Consider the following 17,563-nt stretch of genomic DNA (forward strand, 5'->3'; position numbering starts at 1 on the left):
CATCCCATGCCAGCTCGTATTTACCAACGCCCGAAAAACGCCATGCAGTCCGGCAAGGCCCGCACCGATGAATGGGTGCTGGAATTTGAACAGTCCGAAGCGCGCAGGCCCGACCCGCTGATGGGCTGGACCGGCAGCGGTGACACACAGGCGCAAGTGCAGCTGTCGTTCGCGGATGTGGAAGCAGCAAAAGCCTATGCCCAGAAGCACGGGATTACGGCACGCATCCATGCCACCCCGCCCAAGACGCTGAAGCTGCAGGCTTACGCCGACAATTTTCGCTGAGTGCCGCCCCGCTGCAGGGCCATGCAGCAACATGGTTGCCAAACCACCAAACCATCGCCATATGCCCGCCCGGGAGTCGGGTGGACGTGCGCGTTCGCCAACCTGGTCAGGTCCGGAAGGAAGCAGCCACAACGAATAGCGGCGGGTCGCTCGGCTCCTTTTAATCTCTTCTGTGTCAGTTTCCCCGCATGTCATCAGCGTGGGCCATGACATTTGCGTCCATGTTGCCTACCTAGAGTGCCATGGGTGATTCACCGGAAAATTCTGACAGCCTGCCGTGGGAAACCGAGCCGGCAGACAATGCACCTTCAGCCAAGGAGCTGGAGGATGCGGGCCAATCCGCGCTGTTTGGCGATGCACCGGCGGCTGCTTCCAGCGCGGCTGAAACAGCGGTATCGCCAACTACGTCTGATGCGCTAACCGAATCGCCAAAACCGATGCCAGTTCCCGCTGTCGCTGCAGCACCGCCCGCTGCCGATAATCAGCCATACCGCGTGCTGGCCCGCAAATACCGCCCGCAGACATTTTCCGAACTCATCGGGCAGGAACCGATGGTCCGCACGCTTGGCAATGCGATCGAGCGGGACCGGCTGGCCCATGCCTTCCTGATGACCGGTGTGCGCGGGGTGGGCAAAACATCCACCGCGCGGCTGATTGCCAAGGCGCTCAACTGTATCGGTCCTGACGGGCAGGGCGGCCCCACCATCGATCCGTGCGGTGTATGCGAACCCTGCGTGGCGATTGCCGAAGGCCGCCACATGGACGTGATCGAGATGGACGCCGCCAGCCATACCGGCGTGGACGATGTGCGCGAGATTATCGAAGCGGTCCGTTATTCGGCCGTTTCGGCGCGCTACAAGATTTACATTATCGACGAAGTTCACATGCTGTCACGCAATGCTTTCAATGCCTTGCTCAAGACACTTGAGGAACCGCCTGCCCATGTAAAATTCCTGTTCGCCACGACCGAGGTGGACAAACTTCCGGTCACGGTGCTCAGCCGGACCCAGCGCTTCGACTTGCGCCGCATTCATGCGGCGCAGCTGGAAACGCATTTCGGGATGATTTGCGGCAAGGAAGGGGTCGAGGCCGAAGCGGAAGCCCTGCACATGATTGCGGCTGCTGCCGAAGGGTCCGTGCGCGATGGTCTATCCATTCTGGATCAGGCCATTGCCCATGCTGACCTTGATGCATCCCACGAAGATGGCGGCAAGGTAACCGCAGCGCGGGTGCGCGATATGCTGGGGCTGGCGGACAAGAGCGCGCAGCGCCGCCTGCTGGGCAATCTGCTGGCGGGCGATGCCAAGGCACTGCTGGCGGCGATAGCCGACCAATATGCGCTGGGTGTTGAACCGCTGGCCCTGATGCGCGGCCTGATGGATCTGGTCCACCGGATCACCGTGGCGCAGGTGAGCGGCGGGGAAGCCGAAGCACCGACAGAGGAAGAACGAAACGCGCTGCAGGAATGGGCCGGCAAGCTGTCAGCCGGGCAACTGCACCGCCTGTGGCAATTGCTGCTGAAGGGCCACGATGAAGTGCGCAGCGCGCCCGATCCGCTGATCTCGGCGCAGATGGCGTTGCTGCGCGTTCTGCATGCGGCCAATATGCCAGACCCCGGCAAACTGGCGAAAAAGCTGGAGGAACTGGGCAAGGCCGGCATTCAGGCCGCAGCTTCGCCGCACGCATCTGGGGGCGAGACTGTGAGGTCTGACGGGCCGGCAGAAGCGCAGACAGCAGCGGGGCCGGAAACCCACGTAACCGCCATTTCGGACGCTGATCCTTATGAGAAATTCGAGGAATTCGTCAGCTGGCTTGAAAACAAGGGCCATATGCAATTGGGGGCGAAGTTGCGGATGCAGGCTGCCCCCATTGAAGTGGGGCCGGGCGTCCTGCGCTATTCCCTCGCCAAAGGGTTTACCGACAATCTGGAGCGCGAAATCCGCGATACTCTGGGCAGGCTGGTAGATCGCGGCTGGACGGTTAAGCAGGAAGAAAGCACCGGTGGTCTCTCGCTGGTTGAACGCGAGGCATCTTCACGGGAAATGGAAGCCGAACGGGTCAGGGCCGACCCGATGGTCGTAGCTGCGCTTGCGGCATTTCCGGGTGCAGAAATTGTCCCGGAAGACCCTGACGCACAGGAACAGGCTCCGGGTTGGAGCCGCAAAGCCTAAAGGATGATACGATGCAATCGATGGAAGAAATGATCAAGGCCGCGCAAAAAGCCGCCGAAACTATTCAGACGCAAATGAATGAAATGCAGGCCAAACTCGATTCGATCGAGGTAGAAGGCAAATCCGGCGGCGGCGTCGTATCGGTGCGCTGCACTGCCAAGGGCCGGATGCTGGGTGTTTCCATTGACGACAGCCTGATGCAGCTTTCCGAAAAGCAGATGCTGGAAGACCTGATTACCGCCGCCTTCAACGATGCGCGGGACAAGGCAGACCGGGTTTCGGGCGAGGAAATGAAGGCGATCCAGGGCGGCATGGGACTGCCACCGGGCTTTAATCTGCCGGGCATGGGCTGATTTTGCCTGATCTGGTATAAGGTGCAAAATACGCAGGGAGACGAGATCATGGCGACAGTTTTGAATGATAATGGGCACGGCACCGATGCCGATGTCCGGGCGCAGGTCAGCGATGCGGAATGGGCTGTCCGGGTTGATCTGGCTGCCGCCTATCGTCTGGTTGCATTGTACGGCTGGGATGATCTCATCTTCACCCATCTGTCTGCCCGCGTGCCGGGGCCGGAACATCATTTCCTGATCAATCCGTACGACATGATGTTCGAGGAAATTACCGCGTCCAGCCTGGTAAAAATCGATGTCGATGGCCAGCCGGTCATCCCGACATCGCATCCGGTCAATCCGGCCGGCTTCACCATTCATTCCGCGCTGCACATGAATTGTGAGGCGGCCCATTCGGTGATGCATCTGCATACGCCGTCAGGCCAGGCTGTCAGCGCAATGAGCGAAGGCCTGCTGCCGCACACGCAAACCGCAATGATTGCAGGGCATGACATCGCCTATCACGAATATGAAGGCATCGCGACCGACCTGGAAGAGCGTGACCGGCTGGTGGAAGACATGGGCGACAAGCACATGATGATCCTGCGCAATCACGGCACGCTGGCTATCGGCAAGAGCGTGGCCGAATGTTTCCTGCGTCTCTATTTCCTTGAACGGGCGTGCGATGCGCAGGTAAAAATGCTGTCGGCTGGCCGGGAAAATCTGAATAATCCGCCGCAGGGCACACCAGAAAAAGTGAAGGCACAGACGCCGGGTGAAGGCATGGCGATGGTGGCACAGGGGCTGGCATGGCCGGCGCTGCTGCGCAAGCTGGACCGGATTGATCCCGGCTTTCGCGACTGACATTGAAATAGCCCGGATATCCCTGTCCTGTGCACAGTTCGCACGGGCCAGACCATTGCAGGGCAGGGCAACTATTCCCATATTCGGGTCAAGTGCCGCGCAACATCCATTTTCGGGCGCGGCGAACCTAACCGGATATTGAATTATGAGCCTTTTTCCTCTCCTCCCCTTGCGCGACATCGTCGTGTTTCCCGGCATGGTTGTGCCGCTGTTTGTCGGCCGCGACCAGTCCGTTGCCGCGCTGGAAGCCGCCATGGAAGGCAGCAAGGATATTTTCCTGCTGGCCCAGCTTGACCCCGGCTGCGATGACCCGGAACGTGATGATCTGTATGATGTCGGGGTTGTGGCGCAGGTCCTGCAATTGCTGAAATTGCCCGATGGCACCGTTCGCGTGCTGGTCGAAGGCACGTCGCGCGCCCATCTGGAACGCCTGCGCCCTGAAGGCGACTTCGTGGTGGCCGAAGTGACGATGGACGAAGTGCAGACCGTGTCCGGCAGCGAGATAACCGCCATGATGCGCAGCGTGGTCGAACAGTTTGGCGAATATGCCAAGCTGAACAAGAAGCTGGGCGATGGGGCCGGCGATGATCTGGCCGAAATTGACGATGCCGGCGCGCTGGCCGACGCCATTGCCGCGTCGATCAACACCAAGGTGGCCGACAAGCAGACACTGCTGACCGAAGCTGACCCGCGCAAGCGGCTGGAAATGGTCATGTCCTTCATGGAAGGCGAATTGTCGGTGCTGCAGGTGGAGCGCAAGATCCGGGGCCGCGTGAAGCGCCAGATGGAAAAGACCCAGCGCGAATATTATCTGAACGAGCAATTGAAAGCCATCCAGTCAGAACTGGGCGGCGAGGGTGAAGATGGCGATGAAATGGCCGAGCTTCAGAAGAAGATCGACACTCTCAAGATGTCGAAGGAAGCCAAGGCCAAGGCGCAATCCGAGTTGAAGAAGCTCAAGGGCATGCAGCCGATGAGCGCCGAAGCCACCGTCATTCGCAACTATCTGGATGTGCTGCTTGGCCTGCCATGGGGCAAGAAAAGCAAGCTGACCAAGGATATTGCCAAGGCGCAGGAAATTCTCGACGCGGACCATTATGCGCTGGAAAAGGTCAAGGACCGGATCATTGAATATCTGGCAGTGCAGGCCCGCACCAACAAGCTGAAAGGCCCCATCCTGTGTCTCGTTGGCCCTCCCGGTGTCGGCAAGACCAGCCTTGGCAAAAGCATTGCGCGTGCCACAGGCCGGGAATTTGTGCGCCAGTCGCTTGGCGGCGTGCGCGATGAAGCGGAAATCCGCGGCCATCGCCGGACCTATATCGGTTCACTGCCGGGCAAGATCGTCACCAATCTGAAAAAGGCGGGCACGTCCAATCCGCTGTTCCTGCTCGATGAGATTGACAAGCTTGGCCAGGATTTCCGCGGCGATCCGGCGTCAGCCCTGCTCGAAGTGCTGGACCCGGAACAGAATTCCAAATTCCAGGACCATTATCTGGAACTGGACCTTGATCTGTCGGACATCATGTTCGTCACCACGGCCAACAGCCTCAATCTGCCGCAGGCCCTGCTGGACCGAATGGAGATCATCCGGCTGGAAGGCTACACCGAAGATGAAAAGGTGGAGATTGCCCAGCGCCATCTGATCGCCAAGCAGATCGAAGCGCATGGGTTGAAGGAAGGCGAATTCACGCTGACCGAAGACGGCCTGCGCGATCTTATCCGCTATTACACGCGGGAAGCTGGTGTCCGCACTTTGGAACGGGAAATTGCACGTCTTGCCCGCAAGAGCCTGCGCCAGATTCTGGAAAAGAAAACGGACAGCGTGACAGTGACGGCGGAAAATCTGAACGAATTTGCCGGGGTGCGCAAATTCAAGCACGGCGTCAGCGAAGAAGAAGCCGAGGTTGGGCTGGTCACTGGCCTTGCGTGGACCGAAGTGGGCGGCGAGTTGCTGTCGATTGAAAGCGTGACGACGCCGGGCAAGGGCGAAGTGAAAACCACGGGTAAGCTGGGCGATGTGATGAATGAAAGCGTGGCCGCTGCCTTCAGCTTCGTGAAATCACGGGCACCTGCCTATGGGATCAAGCCGTCAATTTTCCAGCGCAAGAACATCCATATCCATCTTCCCGAAGGCGCAGTGCCCAAAGACGGGCCAAGCGCTGGCGTAGGCATGGTCACTTCCATAGTTTCCACGCTTACCGGCATCCCTGTGCGGGCTGATGTGGCAATGACGGGCGAAGTTACCTTGCGGGGCCGCGTGTTGCCGATTGGCGGGCTGAAGGAAAAGCTGCTGGCAGCGCTGCGCGGCGGCATCAAGACGGTGCTGATCCCGGAAGAAAATGTGAAGGATCTGGCGGAAATCCCGGCCAATGTGAAAGACGGTCTGGAGATTATTCCGGTCAGCCATGTCGATCAGGTGCTGGAGCTTGCGCTGACGACGCGTACCGCGCCGATTGAATGGACCGAGGCGGATGATCTGGCCAGCCAGCCCAGCGCTGTCGGGGCCGCCGCATTGGCGGTGCAGACCGCCCATTAATGGTGCTGCACCGCAGCGAATCGCGACCCGTGTGAACCGGCGGATGGCCTGGCCAGACCATGTTAACCATCCGCCGGTCGCACGGTTCGTCGCAAATCACGAAAATATATAGCAATCCGACCAATTTCCGCGTGAATTGCCTTTGACACAGCCTGCAAAAATCCCTTCAATCGCGCGCTGTCGAAGAGGCGATTCACCGAATTCGTTTCAGTAGGTAAATAGGGGTTTCAAGAATGAACAAAAACGATCTGATCAGCGCAGTTGCAGATTCCAGCGGCTTGTCGAAAAGCGACGCATCCAGCGCGGTTGAAGGTGTATTCGACGCAATCACCAAATCGCTTTCGGGCGGTGATGAAGTGCGCCTCGTCGGGTTCGGCACTTTTTCTGTTGCCAAGCGCAAGGCTTCTACCGGTCGCAACCCGCGCACTGGCGAACCCATGACCATCAAGGCATCCAACCAGCCAAAGTTCAAGGCAGGCAAGGGCCTCAAGGACGCCGTTAACTAAGACAGCGCCTTTCTGGCTGCACGCCTCGCAGCCTTGAAAATATAAACGCCGCGCTTGCCCCAGGGGTAGGCGCGGCGTTTTATGTGTCAGCTTGTGCGGCTCGCCAAAATGGCCGGTCAGTTGGTCAGCCTGATCAGCGCGGTGGGAGCGACCTGCGTGCGCTTGTTGATCTGCCACTCCAGTACCTGGCCCGCTGTGCTGGCTGCTGGCCCTTCATCGGTATTGTTGGCCAATATCTGGCCATCAGTCACGATTTTGAACGAGCCTTCCAGTTCCGGGAAAACAGGCAGGCTTTCGCCATCTGCTTCCGCAGTTTCCGCAGTGGCCGCAAACATGCCCGCCATGCCTGCCATCATGCCTTGAAACGGGTTGCCGCCTGATTGCGCGGAAAAGCCGGGCGCATCCACGCGGACAGTGCCGCCTTCACGATTGGCCACCAGCACAAAGAAGTTGGACATTGGAAAGCGCTCGATGGTCGGGAACAGGAAATCGTGGTCCAATCGGCCCGCTATCGCAAAACTCACGACGAACAGGCCGTCGCCCTTATAGTCAACCTTGTTCCAACCCTTCTGGCGGCGCAGACGCTCCGCCAGTTCCGTGGCCGCTTCGGGGTCTGCCGGATCAATGCCGCCCAACATTGCACGCAGCATTTCGGCATCTTTCTGCTGCTTCTGCTGACGGGCTGAATATTGGCTTTTCTGCACGGCGATTTCATCGCTGGTACATTCGCGCTCCTCAAATTCATCGTCGGAATAGCAGGGCTGCTGGATGTAGGCAGAGCCGGAGTTTTCCGCTTGATTGCCCATCTCCGCCAGCTTGCTCAAGGCGAGCAGGTAAATCTCGCCATCATAGGAATAGCTGAAGGTGCCGCCATTCCTGAGATGAAGTTCGGACGTGAATTTTCCGGGGGACAGCAGGCATCCGGTCAGAACCATGGCCAAAGCCGCCACCAACCCTGCGGTAAGCGCCCGTTTCCTGAGCATTCCAGATTGCATTGCCTTGCCCCCCCGTTTGCAGTCTCTATTCCGGACGTGTTGCCACCGCATACAGCGCGATGGCTGCGGCATTGGACACATTCAGGCTTTCAATCGCTTCGCCAATGGGCAAACGCGCAAGCGCATCACAATGGCCGGCGATATTCTGGCGCATACCTTCGCCTTCTGCGCCCAGCACCAGCGCCACACGCCCGGTTGGCAATGCTTCTGCCAGCGTGGCTTCCGTGGCGCCGGTCAGGCCGATGCGCCAATAGCCAGCATCGGCCATCTGTTCCAGCGCGCGGGCAAGGTTCACCACCCGCACCCACGGCACCACTTCTAGTGCGCCGGATGCGGATTTTGCGACCACCCCTGATTCGGGCGGGGCGTGCCGGTCCTGCGTCACGATGGCGGCGGCACCAAATGCGGCAGCTGATCGCAGAATCGCGCCCACATTGTGCGGATCGGTAACCTGATCCAGCACCACGATGGGCCGATCCCCACCCTGTTCGATAATTTCATCAAGATGCACATCTTCAAGCGGCGCGCATTCAAGCACCAGTCCCTGATGCGGCGTATCGCGCGTAACCAGCCGCGCAAGATCAACCCCCTGGGCGTATTCCACAGGAAAACCTTCAGGCAGTTCGCCATCTAGTTCTGCAATGGCTTCACGGGTCGCCCACAGCTTCTTGTGCGACCTCTCCGGGTTCTTGAGCGCCGCTTCGACGGCGTGATGGCCCCACAGGCGCACCTGGCCCGTGCTGGCGCGTCCGCTGCCGCGTCCACCCTGCATCCGGCCCGCGCGTCCACGCAATGCTCGTTTTCGGTCTGGCTTATGGTCGGCCATTGATCTGAAACTCCTAGAAATGCAGCTTGGTGTGGCCCCATGCCAGTAGCCCCATTGACAGGCAAGCGCAGCTTCGCCATTGGGGCGCCTCTCGGCCTGATGGTCCCGGCAACGGGGCTGCCTATTTTGCGAGGTTACCCGTTCTCATCCGAGTTCGGATTTCCCTGCGGCAAGTTAGTGGACAGGTGGCCGAGTGGTTAAAGGCAGCAGACTGTAAATCTGCCCGCGCAAGCGTACGCTGGTTCGAATCCAGCCCTGTCCACCACTTGCATTGATGCCCGGTCAGGGCAGTCACACCAGAATTATTGTCAGCCTATCGTGGCGAATCGTGCTGCGCTGGATGTGGGCGGTTTTTTGCTGCCAGGCTGCGGGCCATCGGTTGATTTTGCGGCTGGTCGAAGCTGGTCCAGAAAATTTATCAGCGGTTCGAGCTGCTGCGTATTGATGGCGTAATAAACGAGTTTGGCCTCGCGTCTGGTCTGCACCAGATCTGCCTTGCGCAAATATGCCAGTTGCTGTGACAGCGCGGGCTGGCCGATCCTGCTGATCGCCTCAATCTCACCGACATTTTTTTCGCCGTCTCTGATAGCCAGCAGAATGGCGTAACGCAGCGGGTGGGCAATGGCGCGCAATTGTTCGAGCGCAGGCTCTGTCATGGCGTATCCCCGGATGAAAAGAACCAGTCAGATGGGTTTTTGGCAGACAGGACACTATCCAGCGTGGGTTGAGCGGGCAGCAGCATCTCCTGCCCGGGCTGCCAGTTTGCCGGCGCGAGCGCGCCATTGGCGTCCACCGCCTGCAATGCCTGCAGGGTCCGCAACATTTCATCGACCGAGCGGCCCACCGTGGCGGGGTAGCAATGGGTTGCCCGCACAATCCCGTCAGGATCGATAAAAAAGGTCGTGCGCATTGTCGCGCTGTCAGCCGCGTCATTCGACACCATGCCATACGCACTGCCGATCACCAGCGTGGGGTCTTCCACGATCGGAAAACGCACTTCGACATCGAACCGGTCACGAATGGCGCGAATCCAGGCAAAATGTGAAAACAGGCTGTCGACTGACAAGGCAACCAGCTGGCAGTTCAATTGTGCAAACTGCTTTTGGGCACTGGCCAGCGCTACAAATTCGCTGGTGCAAACAGGGGTGAAGTCTGCCGGATGCGAAAACAGCAGCAGCCATTTTCCGCGATAGTCAGTCAGGGCAATGTCCCCCGCTGTGCTGCGCGCAGAAAAACCGGGGGCGCGATCACCAATTCGAAGATTGGGCGCAGGAAGGGTGGTGTTGTCCATAGCGTGCAACTCTAACTCCTTGACTCCCGGATAGCAATACATATACATATTATGTGTAAATGAATTGGAAATTGAAAATGCATGTCGACCCAACCAACGATCCCGTTGCCAATGCCGCAAAACTGATTGACACCGCTGCGTCAGACCATGCCTTGCGGCCAAGCATTGCCGGTTTTTTTGACGAGGCTACCAATACGGTCAGCTATGTCGTTCATGATCCCGTGTCGATGGAAGCGGCCATCATCGATTCCGTGCTCGATTACGAGGCGGCATCAGGGAGAACGTCATTTGGCTCTGCTGAACGCATAATCGAATATGTCACTTCTAAAAATTTGAAAGTGACATGGTTGATTGAAACCCATGCTCATGCCGATCATTTGTCCGCCGCTCCGTTCCTGCAGGAAGAACTGGGCGGAAAGCTGGCAATTGGCGAGGGCATTATCCGGGTGCAGGAAGTGTTCGGCAAATTGTTCAATGCGGGCAGTGATTTTGAACGCGATGGATCGCAGTTTGATCATCTGTTTACAGATGGCGAAACGTTCAGGCTTGGCGAATTGGAAGGCATTGCCTTGCATGTTCCGGGACATACGCCGGCTGACATGGCCTATATCATCGGTGATGCAGCCTTTGTTGGCGATACGATCTTCATGCCGGATTTCGGCACTGCCCGCGCTGATTTTCCTGGAGGCGATGCGCGTCAGCTGTTTCAGTCAATCCGCCGCCTGCTGTCGCTTCCGCGCGAAACGCGGCTGTTCCTGTGCCATGATTACAAGGCGCCGGGGCGCGATGATTATGCGTGGGAAACCACTGTCGGGCAGCAGCGCGATGCCAATGTGCATGTGCGCGACGGGGTGAGCGAAGATGAATTCGTCGCAATGCGAACCGAACGTGACCGGGTGCTGGCAATGCCAAACCTGATCATGCCGTCGGTTCAGGTAAATATACGTGGTGGCAGATTGCCCGAACCGGAGGATAATGGCGTGAGTTACATCAAGATTCCGGTGAATGCTGTATGATCATACCAGGTTTTCCAGGCGCTGCGCCCGTTGAAGGGCTGGCCGGCGGACTTCTCATCGGGCTTGCGGCAGCAATCATGTTGCTGGGGGCAGGGCGGATAGCTGGCGTCAGCGGCATGGCTGCACGTGCAGTCGGCCTGTCCAAAGGCGGGACACCATGGCCAATGGCGGCCTTGTTTGTCGGCGGACTGGCGCTGGGCGCGGCATTGTTCACAATGCTGAACGGGCCAGTGGAAGCGACCTATCCGCCATCGGCCGGATGGCTGGTGGCGGGCGGTCTCATCGTTGGTTTCGGCACGCGCATGGGCAGCGGTTGTACCAGTGGCCACGGTGTTTGCGGCATGTCCCGGCTAAGCCCGCGATCCCTTTTGGCGACTATAACTTTCATCGGTTCGGGAATGGCGACGGTTGCCATCATCAACGCATTGGGCGGAGGCTGGTCATGAAGCGAGCGATAGTGGCCCTTATTTCCGGCACTGTTTTCGGGTTTGGTCTTGCTCTGTCAGGCATGATGGATCCGCTGCGTGTGCGCGGGTTTCTTGATATTGCGGGGAATTGGGACCCGACACTGGCATTTGTCATGGGCGGCGCTTTGGTCGTCATGGCGGCGGCGTGGCAGATCCAGAAACGGATGCATGTTCCGCTGGTGTGTGATGAATTTTCGCTGCCCGGAACAAAGCTGATTGATCACAAGCTGATCAGCGGATCGGTGCTGTTCGGCATTGGCTGGGGCATTGCTGGGCTGTGTCCCGGGCCAGCCATTGCATCGCTGGCCACCAGTATTGTTCCGGCAGGCATTTTCGTTGTTTCGATGGTGGCGGGCATGGGTGCGTTCCGCCTGGTTGAAAGCAGACTGTAACCGGCATCGCGAAAGCTTGCGGCGGCGGATTACGAGAGCTTGGCCAGTCACTCGCATGATTTTTGAAGGGATCCGTTGATGAGCGAAGTCAAACATCACCAGATTGTGATCATTGGCGGCGGCGCGGGCGGTATTGCCGTTGCTGCCTCCCTTCTCAAACGCCGGCCAAAGCTGGACATCGTTATTGTGGAGCCGCGTGACGAGCATTTTTATCAGCCTGGCTGGACGATGGTGGGCGCAGGCGTCTTCAACGCGCCGGTCACCCGCCGCACCATGGCCAGTGTGATGCCTGATGGTGTCAGCTGGATCAGGCAGTCAGCCACATCTTTCGATCCTGACAACAATGCCGTCATGCTGGAAGATGGCACTGCCGTTGAATATACGCTGCTGATCGTGGCGCCGGGCATAAAACTTGACTGGGCGCAGATCAAAGGTCTGGAAGAAACGCTTGGGCATAATGGCGTTACATCCAATTATCGTTATGATCTGGCACCTTACACTTATGAGCTGGTATCGGGTCTGAAAGAAGGCCGGGCCATTTTCACCCAGCCGCCCATGCCGATAAAATGCGCTGGCGCACCGCAAAAGGCCATGTACCTGTCATGTGATGTGTGGCGCAGCGCAGGTGTGCTGCCCAATATCGATGTCGAATTCTGTAATGCCGGCGGCGTGCTATTCGGGGTGGAGGCCTATGTTCCGGTCTTGATGGAATATGTTGACCGCTATGGCATCAAGCTGAAGCTTGGTTCGCGCCTTGTCGCCGTGGATGGCCCCAACCAGTCGGCCACTTTCGAAACAGCAGAGGGCACAGTGACACGGCAGTTCGATATGCTCCATGTCGTGCCGCCACAAGTCGCGCCTGATTTCATCCGCGAAAGCCCGCTGGCCAATGCGGCCGGTTTTGTCGATGTCGATGATCTGACGTTGCGCCACAATAGATATGCCAACATTTTTGCGCTGGGCGATGCTGGCGGGATGCCAAATGCCAAGACCGCGGCCGCGGTGCGCAAACAAGCACCGATTGTGGCGGTCAATGCGCTGGCCGTGCTGGATGGCGCGGGGCCTGTGTCAGATTATGATGGCTATGGATCGTGTCCGCTGACGGTGGAGCGCGGCAAGGTCGTGCTGGCCGAATTCGGCTATGGCGGAAAATTGCTGCCCAGCTTCCCCAAATGGCTGATCGACGGCACCCGGCCGCGCCGGCTGGCATGGCTGCTGAAAACGGAAGTTTTGCCGTGGGTGTACTGGAACGGGATGCTGAAAGGCCGCGAATGGCTCGTATCGCCAGTCAGGAACCATGAAGCGTGAAAGTGGCTGAAACACCGGCATCGCAGCCGCAGGCAGCGCCCCGCCAATTGACCGGATTTGCCCGCTATTTTCCAATTCTGGAATGGGGCCGCACCTATAATGGCGGCGTGCTGGGCAATGATCTGATGGCGGCGGTGATCGTCACCATTATGCTCATCCCGCAAAGCCTTGCTTACGCATTATTGGCAGGGTTGCCGCCGGTGGTGGGCCTTTACGCGTCGATCCTGCCGCTGGTGGCCTACGCCATTTTCGGGACCAGCCGCACGCTTGCTGTCGGCCCGGTCGCCGTGGTTTCGCTGATGACCGCATCGGCGGCGGGCGCTGTCGCTGCGCAAGGCACGCTTGAATATCTGGAAGCGGCAATCATGCTGGCTGCATTGTCCGGGGTGATGCTGGCGATCTTGGGTTTCCTGCGCCTGGGTTTCCTGGCCAACCTGCTGTCCCATCCGGTTATTTCCGGCTTTATCACTGCCAGTGGCCTGCTGATTGCGACCAGCCAGCTGAAACACATTTTGGGCATAACGGGCGGGGGGGATACCTGGCCAGATATGCTGGGCGCATTGGCCACCGGCATCGGCAATACCAATATCTGGACTCTGGGCATTGGCCTTGCGGCAACAGCATTTCTGTTCTGGGTCAGGCGCGGCGCAAGACCGGCGCTGATGGCATTGGGGCTGAAGCCGCGTGCGGCTGAAATTACTGCCAAGGCTGGCCCTGTGCTAGCAGTAGCCGTGACCATCATCGCAGTGATCGCCCTTGATCTGGCAGACAAGGGCGTCAAACTGGTTGGCGCCGTTCCGCAAGGGCTGCCGCCCTTTGCCCTGCCGACACCTGATCTTGGGCTGGTGGCGCAATTATGGGTTCCGGCATTGCTCATTTCCATCATCGGATTTGTGGAAAGCGTTTCTGTGGCGCAAACGCTGGCGGCAAAACGGCGCCAGCGGATCGCGCCCGATCAGGAACTGATCGGCCTTGGCGCGTCCAATATCGCGTCGGCACTGTCGGGCGGCTATCCGGTGACGGGCGGTTTTGCGCGCTCGGTGGTCAATTTTGACGCAGGCGCGGAAACCCCTGCCGCAGGTGCATTTACCGCCGTGGGTATTGCGCTGGCATCGCTGTTCTTGACACCGCTGTTGTTCAACCTGCCGATTGCAACGCTGGCAGCAACCATCATCGTGGCGGTGTTGAGCCTGGTGGATCTTAAAACGCCGGTGCGTCTGTGGGTCTATTCCAAGGCTGACTTTGCCGCCCATATCGTGACCATCGGCGTAACGCTGCTGGCCGGTGTTGAAGTAGGCGTGATTGCAGGCGTTTCAGTTGGTTTGCTGCTGTATCTGTGGCGCGCATCCCGTCCCCATGCAGCCATTGTGGGCCGTGTTCCCGAAACGGAACATTTCCGCAATGTGGAACGCCATGATGTGCTGACTGTGCCGCATGTCCTGTCCATCAGGATTGATGAAAGCCTGACCTATCTCAACGCGCGCTGGCTGGAAGAATATGTGCTGGAACGCGTGGCAGAAAGGCCCGCCCTGCGGCACGTGATCGTCATGTGTTCAGCGGTGAACGAAATTGACGCTTCGGGCCTGGAAAGTCTCGAAGCTATCAATCACCGGTTGGCAGATGGCGGGATCGGCTTCCATCTTTCCGAAGTGAAAGGCCCGGTGATGGACCGGCTGAAGCGCGCCCACTTCCTCGAGGAATTGAATGGCCGCGTGTATCTGTCGCAGGAACGCGCCTATACCGAACTTGCGCGCGATGATGGCGCGCCGGCCAGCCCGCCAGACATGTACGAAGCGCGAGGACTTATCTGACAGCGCCATCACGCCACTGTTGCGTGGCACGCAACCCAGCGCGCATTTTTCGCGTTTTGCCCCAGCCCTGATGCCGCGTAAAGGCTGCTGATCATGTTCGAAACATTCGACGCTCTGCTTCTCGCCCGCATTCAGTTTGCCTTTACGGTGAGCTTCCATTTTATCTTTCCGGCCTTCTCTATCGGTCTGGCAAGTTACCTTGCCGTGCTGGAAGGCCTGTGGCTGAAAACAGGCAAGGCGATCTATCTCGATCTGTTCCGATACTGGATCAAGATTTTCGCGGTCGCTTTTGCGATGGGCGTGGTTTCGGGCATCGTCATGTCCTATCAGTTCGGCACCAACTGGTCGGTATTTTCGGACAAGGCGGGGCCAGTGATCGGGCCGCTGATGGCCTATGAAGTGCTGACCGCCTTTTTCCTCGAAGCCGGCTTTCTGGGGGTCATGCTGTTCGGCATGTCGCGGGTGGGCAAGAAACTGCATTTCGCCGCAACCTGCATGGTCGCGCTGGGCACCTTCGTATCAGCCTTCTGGATTTTGTCGGTCAACAGCTGGATGCAGACGCCGGTTGGCTTTGAAATGGGCGCAAACGGCCAGTTTCTTCCCGGGCCAAGCTGGTGGGACATCGTTTTCAACCCCAGCTTCCCATACCGGCTGGTTCACACCGTTATTGCGGCCTATCTGACTACCGCCTTTGTGGTTGGCGGGGTTGGCGCGTGGCATCTGCTCAAGGATGCCAGCAATGGCCATGCGCGCAAGATGTTTTCCATGGCCATGTGGATGGCCGCACTGGTCGCCCCGATCCAGATTTTCGCAGGCGATATGCACGGGCTCAATACGCTCGAGCACCAGCCGCAGAAGGTGATGGCGATGGAAGGCCATTATCAAAGCCATCCCGATGGTGCCCCGCTGATCCTGTTCGGCATCCCCGACAGCGCGGAAAAGCGCGTGAAATATGCCATTGAAATCCCCAAGGCGTCATCGCTTATCCTCAAACATGATCTGAATGCGCCGCTGGCCGGGCTGGATACCATTCCTGATGATGAGGAACCGCCGGTCGGAATCATCTTCTGGTCGTTCCGCATCATGGTGGGCATCGGCTTTGCCATGCTGGGCATTGGCGCGTGGAGCCTGCTGGCACGGATGCGGCGTAAATTATATGACTGGCATTGGCTGCACCGGGCGGCGCTGGTGATGGCACCGTCGGGTTTCGTGGCGGTCATCGCCGGCTGGATCACCACAGAAGTGGGCCGTCAGCCCTATGTCATCTATAATCTGCTGCGCACCAGCGACGCGGCATCGCCCTTGGACGCCCCCGCCGTAGGGGCGTCTCTGGCGGCATTTGTGGTCGTCTATTTTGCCGTATTTTCGGTTGGCACATGGTATATTCTGAAATTGATGAGCGGCCCGCCGCACACTGGCGAAGCCGGCGTGAAACGCACTGAAAAAGGCCCGATCCGCACTGCCGGCATCACCCCCGGGCCAACCCAGAACCCGGGCGGAAGCCAGCCTGTGCCCGGTAATGAGGGAGAAGTCTGATGGACCTCACCATCATCTGGGCATTCATCATTGCCTTTGCCGTATTTGCCTATGTGGTGATGGACGGGTTCGATTTGGGCATCGGCATTCTTTTCCCCACTTTCAAGGTGGGGCTTGAGCGTGATCAGGCAATGAATTCCATCGCGCCGGTGTGGGACGGAAACGAAACCTGGCTGGTGCTGGGGGGCGGGGGGCTGATGGCCGCTTTCCCGCTGGCCTATGCCATTATCCTGCCAGCGACCTATCCGCTCATCATCGCCATGTTGCTGGGTCTGGTGTTCAGGGGCGTGGCATTTGAATTCAGATGGCGTGACCCGCGCCACCGGGCATTGTGGGATTTTGCATTTACCGCAGGTTCGCTGATCGCTGCCTTGTCACAAGGCATGATCCTGGGTGCGCTGCTACAGGGTATCGACGCGACCGGCCGCGCCTATTCCGGAAGCTGGTTTGACTGGTTGACGCCTTATACGCTGCTGACCGGTATTGGCACGGTGGCAGGCTATGCCCTGCTTGGCGCGACATGGCTGGTGTGGAAACTGGAAGGGGAGGCGCAGGCCCATGCCTACAGGCTCGCTTTCCGCAGCGCGATTGCAACCCTGGTGCTGCTGGCAGCCGTCAGCCTTTATACGCCATTCCTTGATGCTGATTATTTTGACCGCTGGTTTGCAATGCCCAATTTCCTGTTCGCCAGCCAGGTCCCGTTGCTAACCGCCATTCTTGCCTATTTCCTGTTTCGCGGCCTGGCCAAAAAGCAGGAAGCGGCGCCTTTCTGGCTGTCGCTGGGGTTGTTCGGGTTGGGCATGGCGGGGCTGGGCGTGTCCATGTGGCCCTATGTGGTGCCCTCCCAGATCACCATCTGGGATGCAGCCGCGCCTGAACGCAGCCAGATGTTCATGCTGGTGGGCGTGGCAATCACCCTGCCGCTGATCCTTGCCTATACCGCATGGGCCTATTGGGTATTTCGCGGCAAGGTCGGCGAAGACGGTTATCACTGATGGCACTTAAATCATCTGGCGATCCATCTGGCGAACCTGCGGGGGATGATGCACCGCTGCTGCATCGGCTGGCGTGGATGGCGGCGATCTGGCTGGGCAGCGTAACCGCGCTTGGCATCATTGCTTATGTCATCCGGGCGTGGCTAAACCCCTGACGATTTGCCCCGCCGTGCCGGTATCTGCGGCATAAAAACCGTCTGCCTGATGGCACAAGGCTTGCCGATGACGGCCC

At 58.8% G+C, this 17,563-nt stretch carries 18 protein-coding genes, 1 tRNA gene and 1 other RNA gene; 16 read left to right on the forward strand and 4 right to left on the reverse strand.

From position 1 onward, the window contains the following. Positions 1–6 precede the first annotated feature (6 nt). From GRI44_RS03340 to GRI44_RS03370, 7 genes are all read left to right on the forward strand, one after another. A complete protein-coding gene (locus GRI44_RS03340) occupies positions 7–285 on the forward strand; it encodes an ETC complex I subunit (protein ID WP_160600027.1) in 279 nt (92 codons plus the stop codon). A 69-nt stretch (positions 286–354) separates the two neighbouring features. Further along, positions 355–449: signal recognition particle sRNA small type (gene ffs, locus GRI44_RS03345), an RNA gene on the forward strand. Positions 450–527: 78 nt separating this feature from the next. Beyond that, on the forward strand, positions 528–2,456 hold the full coding sequence (locus GRI44_RS03350; protein WP_160600028.1) for a DNA polymerase III subunit gamma/tau: 1,929 nt from the start codon (positions 528–530) through the stop codon (positions 2,454–2,456). 11 nt (positions 2,457–2,467) lie between these two features. Beyond that, positions 2,468–2,809 (forward strand): YbaB/EbfC family nucleoid-associated protein, encoded by a 342-nt coding sequence (locus GRI44_RS03355; RefSeq protein WP_160600029.1) that lies wholly within the window; start codon positions 2,468–2,470, stop codon positions 2,807–2,809. A 48-nt stretch (positions 2,810–2,857) separates the two neighbouring features. Then, entirely contained in the window at positions 2,858–3,652 is a 795-nt protein-coding gene (locus tag GRI44_RS03360; protein WP_160600030.1) for a class II aldolase/adducin family protein, read from the forward strand. A gap of 145 nt (positions 3,653–3,797) precedes the next feature. Next, complete coding sequence (lon, locus tag GRI44_RS03365) at positions 3,798–6,188, forward strand: endopeptidase La (protein ID WP_160600031.1); 2,391 nt, start codon at positions 3,798–3,800, stop codon at positions 6,186–6,188. A 233-nt stretch (positions 6,189–6,421) separates the two neighbouring features. Further along, positions 6,422–6,694, forward strand: a complete 273-nt coding sequence (locus tag GRI44_RS03370) for an HU family DNA-binding protein (RefSeq protein WP_160600032.1) — start codon at positions 6,422–6,424, stop codon at positions 6,692–6,694. A 116-nt stretch (positions 6,695–6,810) separates the two neighbouring features. Here the strand turns inward: GRI44_RS03370 and GRI44_RS03375 are convergent, their stop codons facing one another. Continuing rightward, positions 6,811–7,689: a hypothetical protein gene (locus GRI44_RS03375; protein ID WP_232842957.1), complete on the reverse strand. Its 879-nt coding sequence runs from the start codon at positions 7,687–7,689 to the stop codon at positions 6,811–6,813. Between the two features lie 25 nt (positions 7,690–7,714). Next, positions 7,715–8,515: a 23S rRNA (guanosine(2251)-2'-O)-methyltransferase RlmB gene (gene rlmB, locus GRI44_RS03380; RefSeq protein WP_160600033.1), complete on the reverse strand. Its 801-nt coding sequence runs from the start codon at positions 8,513–8,515 to the stop codon at positions 7,715–7,717. Positions 8,516–8,694: 179 nt separating this feature from the next. Between rlmB and GRI44_RS03385 the strand changes: the two genes are divergently transcribed. Continuing rightward, positions 8,695–8,780: transfer RNA gene (locus GRI44_RS03385), tRNA-Tyr, on the forward strand. Between the two features lie 43 nt (positions 8,781–8,823). Here the strand turns inward: GRI44_RS03385 and GRI44_RS03390 are convergent. Together GRI44_RS03390 and GRI44_RS03395 are read right to left on the reverse strand one after the other, a co-directional pair. Then, a complete protein-coding gene (locus GRI44_RS03390; protein ID WP_160600034.1) occupies positions 8,824–9,171 on the reverse strand; it encodes an ArsR/SmtB family transcription factor in 348 nt (115 codons plus the stop codon). Next, positions 9,168–9,806, reverse strand: a complete 639-nt coding sequence (locus GRI44_RS03395; protein WP_160600035.1) for a peroxiredoxin — start codon at positions 9,804–9,806, stop codon at positions 9,168–9,170. Before GRI44_RS03395 ends, GRI44_RS03390 begins: the two co-directional genes overlap by 4 nt. Positions 9,807–9,883: 77 nt before the next feature. Here GRI44_RS03395 and GRI44_RS03400 point away from each other — a divergent pair, with 77 nt between their 5' ends. From GRI44_RS03400 to GRI44_RS03435, 8 genes are all read left to right on the forward strand, one after another. Beyond that, entirely contained in the window at positions 9,884–10,822 is a 939-nt protein-coding gene (locus tag GRI44_RS03400) for an MBL fold metallo-hydrolase (protein WP_160600036.1), read from the forward strand. Further along, complete coding sequence (locus GRI44_RS03405) at positions 10,819–11,268, forward strand: YeeE/YedE family protein (RefSeq protein WP_160600037.1); 450 nt, start codon at positions 10,819–10,821, stop codon at positions 11,266–11,268. Before GRI44_RS03400 ends, GRI44_RS03405 begins: the two co-directional genes overlap by 4 nt. Then, positions 11,265–11,681, forward strand: a complete 417-nt coding sequence (locus tag GRI44_RS03410) for a DUF6691 family protein (RefSeq protein WP_160600038.1) — start codon at positions 11,265–11,267, stop codon at positions 11,679–11,681. Before GRI44_RS03405 ends, GRI44_RS03410 begins: the two co-directional genes overlap by 4 nt. Positions 11,682–11,759: 78 nt before the next feature. After that, positions 11,760–12,989, forward strand: coding sequence for an NAD(P)/FAD-dependent oxidoreductase (locus tag GRI44_RS03415; protein ID WP_160600039.1), 1,230 nt, complete (start codon positions 11,760–11,762; stop codon positions 12,987–12,989). Continuing rightward, on the forward strand, positions 12,986–14,800 hold the full coding sequence (locus GRI44_RS03420; protein ID WP_332872340.1) for a SulP family inorganic anion transporter: 1,815 nt from the start codon (positions 12,986–12,988) through the stop codon (positions 14,798–14,800). The genes GRI44_RS03415 and GRI44_RS03420 overlap by 4 nt, the downstream gene beginning before the upstream one ends. A 93-nt stretch (positions 14,801–14,893) precedes the next feature. Then, the gene (locus tag GRI44_RS03425; protein ID WP_160600040.1) at positions 14,894–16,336 is read left to right on the forward strand and encodes a cytochrome ubiquinol oxidase subunit I; all 1,443 of its coding nucleotides are present in this window, start codon (positions 14,894–14,896) and stop codon (positions 16,334–16,336) included. After that, positions 16,336–17,331: a cytochrome d ubiquinol oxidase subunit II gene (gene cydB / locus GRI44_RS03430; RefSeq protein ID WP_160600041.1), complete on the forward strand. Its 996-nt coding sequence runs from the start codon at positions 16,336–16,338 to the stop codon at positions 17,329–17,331. The genes GRI44_RS03425 and cydB overlap by 1 nt, the downstream gene beginning before the upstream one ends. After that, on the forward strand, positions 17,331–17,486 hold the full coding sequence (locus GRI44_RS03435) for a DUF2474 domain-containing protein (RefSeq protein WP_160600042.1): 156 nt from the start codon (positions 17,331–17,333) through the stop codon (positions 17,484–17,486). Before cydB ends, GRI44_RS03435 begins: the two co-directional genes overlap by 1 nt. The last annotated feature ends 77 nt before the right edge of the window (positions 17,487–17,563 follow it).

Origin of the sequence: Allopontixanthobacter confluentis (assembly GCF_009827615.1) — a bacterium.
In the GTDB taxonomy this organism is placed as follows: domain Bacteria; phylum Pseudomonadota; class Alphaproteobacteria; order Sphingomonadales; family Sphingomonadaceae; genus Allopontixanthobacter; species Allopontixanthobacter confluentis.

Bases quoted from the DNA above. Each gene is read 5' to 3' on its own strand.
- GRI44_RS03340 (WP_160600027.1), top strand. From the start codon at position 7: ATGCCAGCTCGTATTTACCAACGCCCGAAAAACGCCATGCAGTCCGGC.
- GRI44_RS03350 (WP_160600028.1), top strand. From the start codon at position 528: ATGGGTGATTCACCGGAAAATTCTGACAGCCTGCCGTGGGAAACCGAG.
- GRI44_RS03355 (WP_160600029.1), top strand. From the start codon at position 2,468: ATGCAATCGATGGAAGAAATGATCAAGGCCGCGCAAAAAGCCGCCGAA.
- GRI44_RS03360 (WP_160600030.1), top strand. From the start codon at position 2,858: ATGGCGACAGTTTTGAATGATAATGGGCACGGCACCGATGCCGATGTC.
- lon (WP_160600031.1), top strand. From the start codon at position 3,798: ATGAGCCTTTTTCCTCTCCTCCCCTTGCGCGACATCGTCGTGTTTCCC.
- GRI44_RS03370 (WP_160600032.1), top strand. From the start codon at position 6,422: ATGAACAAAAACGATCTGATCAGCGCAGTTGCAGATTCCAGCGGCTTG.
- GRI44_RS03375 (WP_232842957.1), bottom strand. From the start codon at position 7,689: ATGCAATCTGGAATGCTCAGGAAACGGGCGCTTACCGCAGGGTTGGTG.
- rlmB (WP_160600033.1), bottom strand. From the start codon at position 8,515: ATGGCCGACCATAAGCCAGACCGAAAACGAGCATTGCGTGGACGCGCG.
- GRI44_RS03390 (WP_160600034.1), bottom strand. From the start codon at position 9,171: ATGACAGAGCCTGCGCTCGAACAATTGCGCGCCATTGCCCACCCGCTG.
- GRI44_RS03395 (WP_160600035.1), bottom strand. From the start codon at position 9,806: ATGGACAACACCACCCTTCCTGCGCCCAATCTTCGAATTGGTGATCGC.
- GRI44_RS03400 (WP_160600036.1), top strand. From the start codon at position 9,884: ATGCATGTCGACCCAACCAACGATCCCGTTGCCAATGCCGCAAAACTG.
- GRI44_RS03405 (WP_160600037.1), top strand. From the start codon at position 10,819: ATGATCATACCAGGTTTTCCAGGCGCTGCGCCCGTTGAAGGGCTGGCC.
- GRI44_RS03410 (WP_160600038.1), top strand. From the start codon at position 11,265: ATGAAGCGAGCGATAGTGGCCCTTATTTCCGGCACTGTTTTCGGGTTT.
- GRI44_RS03415 (WP_160600039.1), top strand. From the start codon at position 11,760: ATGAGCGAAGTCAAACATCACCAGATTGTGATCATTGGCGGCGGCGCG.
- GRI44_RS03425 (WP_160600040.1), top strand. From the start codon at position 14,894: ATGTTCGAAACATTCGACGCTCTGCTTCTCGCCCGCATTCAGTTTGCC.
- cydB (WP_160600041.1), top strand. From the start codon at position 16,336: ATGGACCTCACCATCATCTGGGCATTCATCATTGCCTTTGCCGTATTT.
- GRI44_RS03435 (WP_160600042.1), top strand. From the start codon at position 17,331: ATGGCACTTAAATCATCTGGCGATCCATCTGGCGAACCTGCGGGGGAT.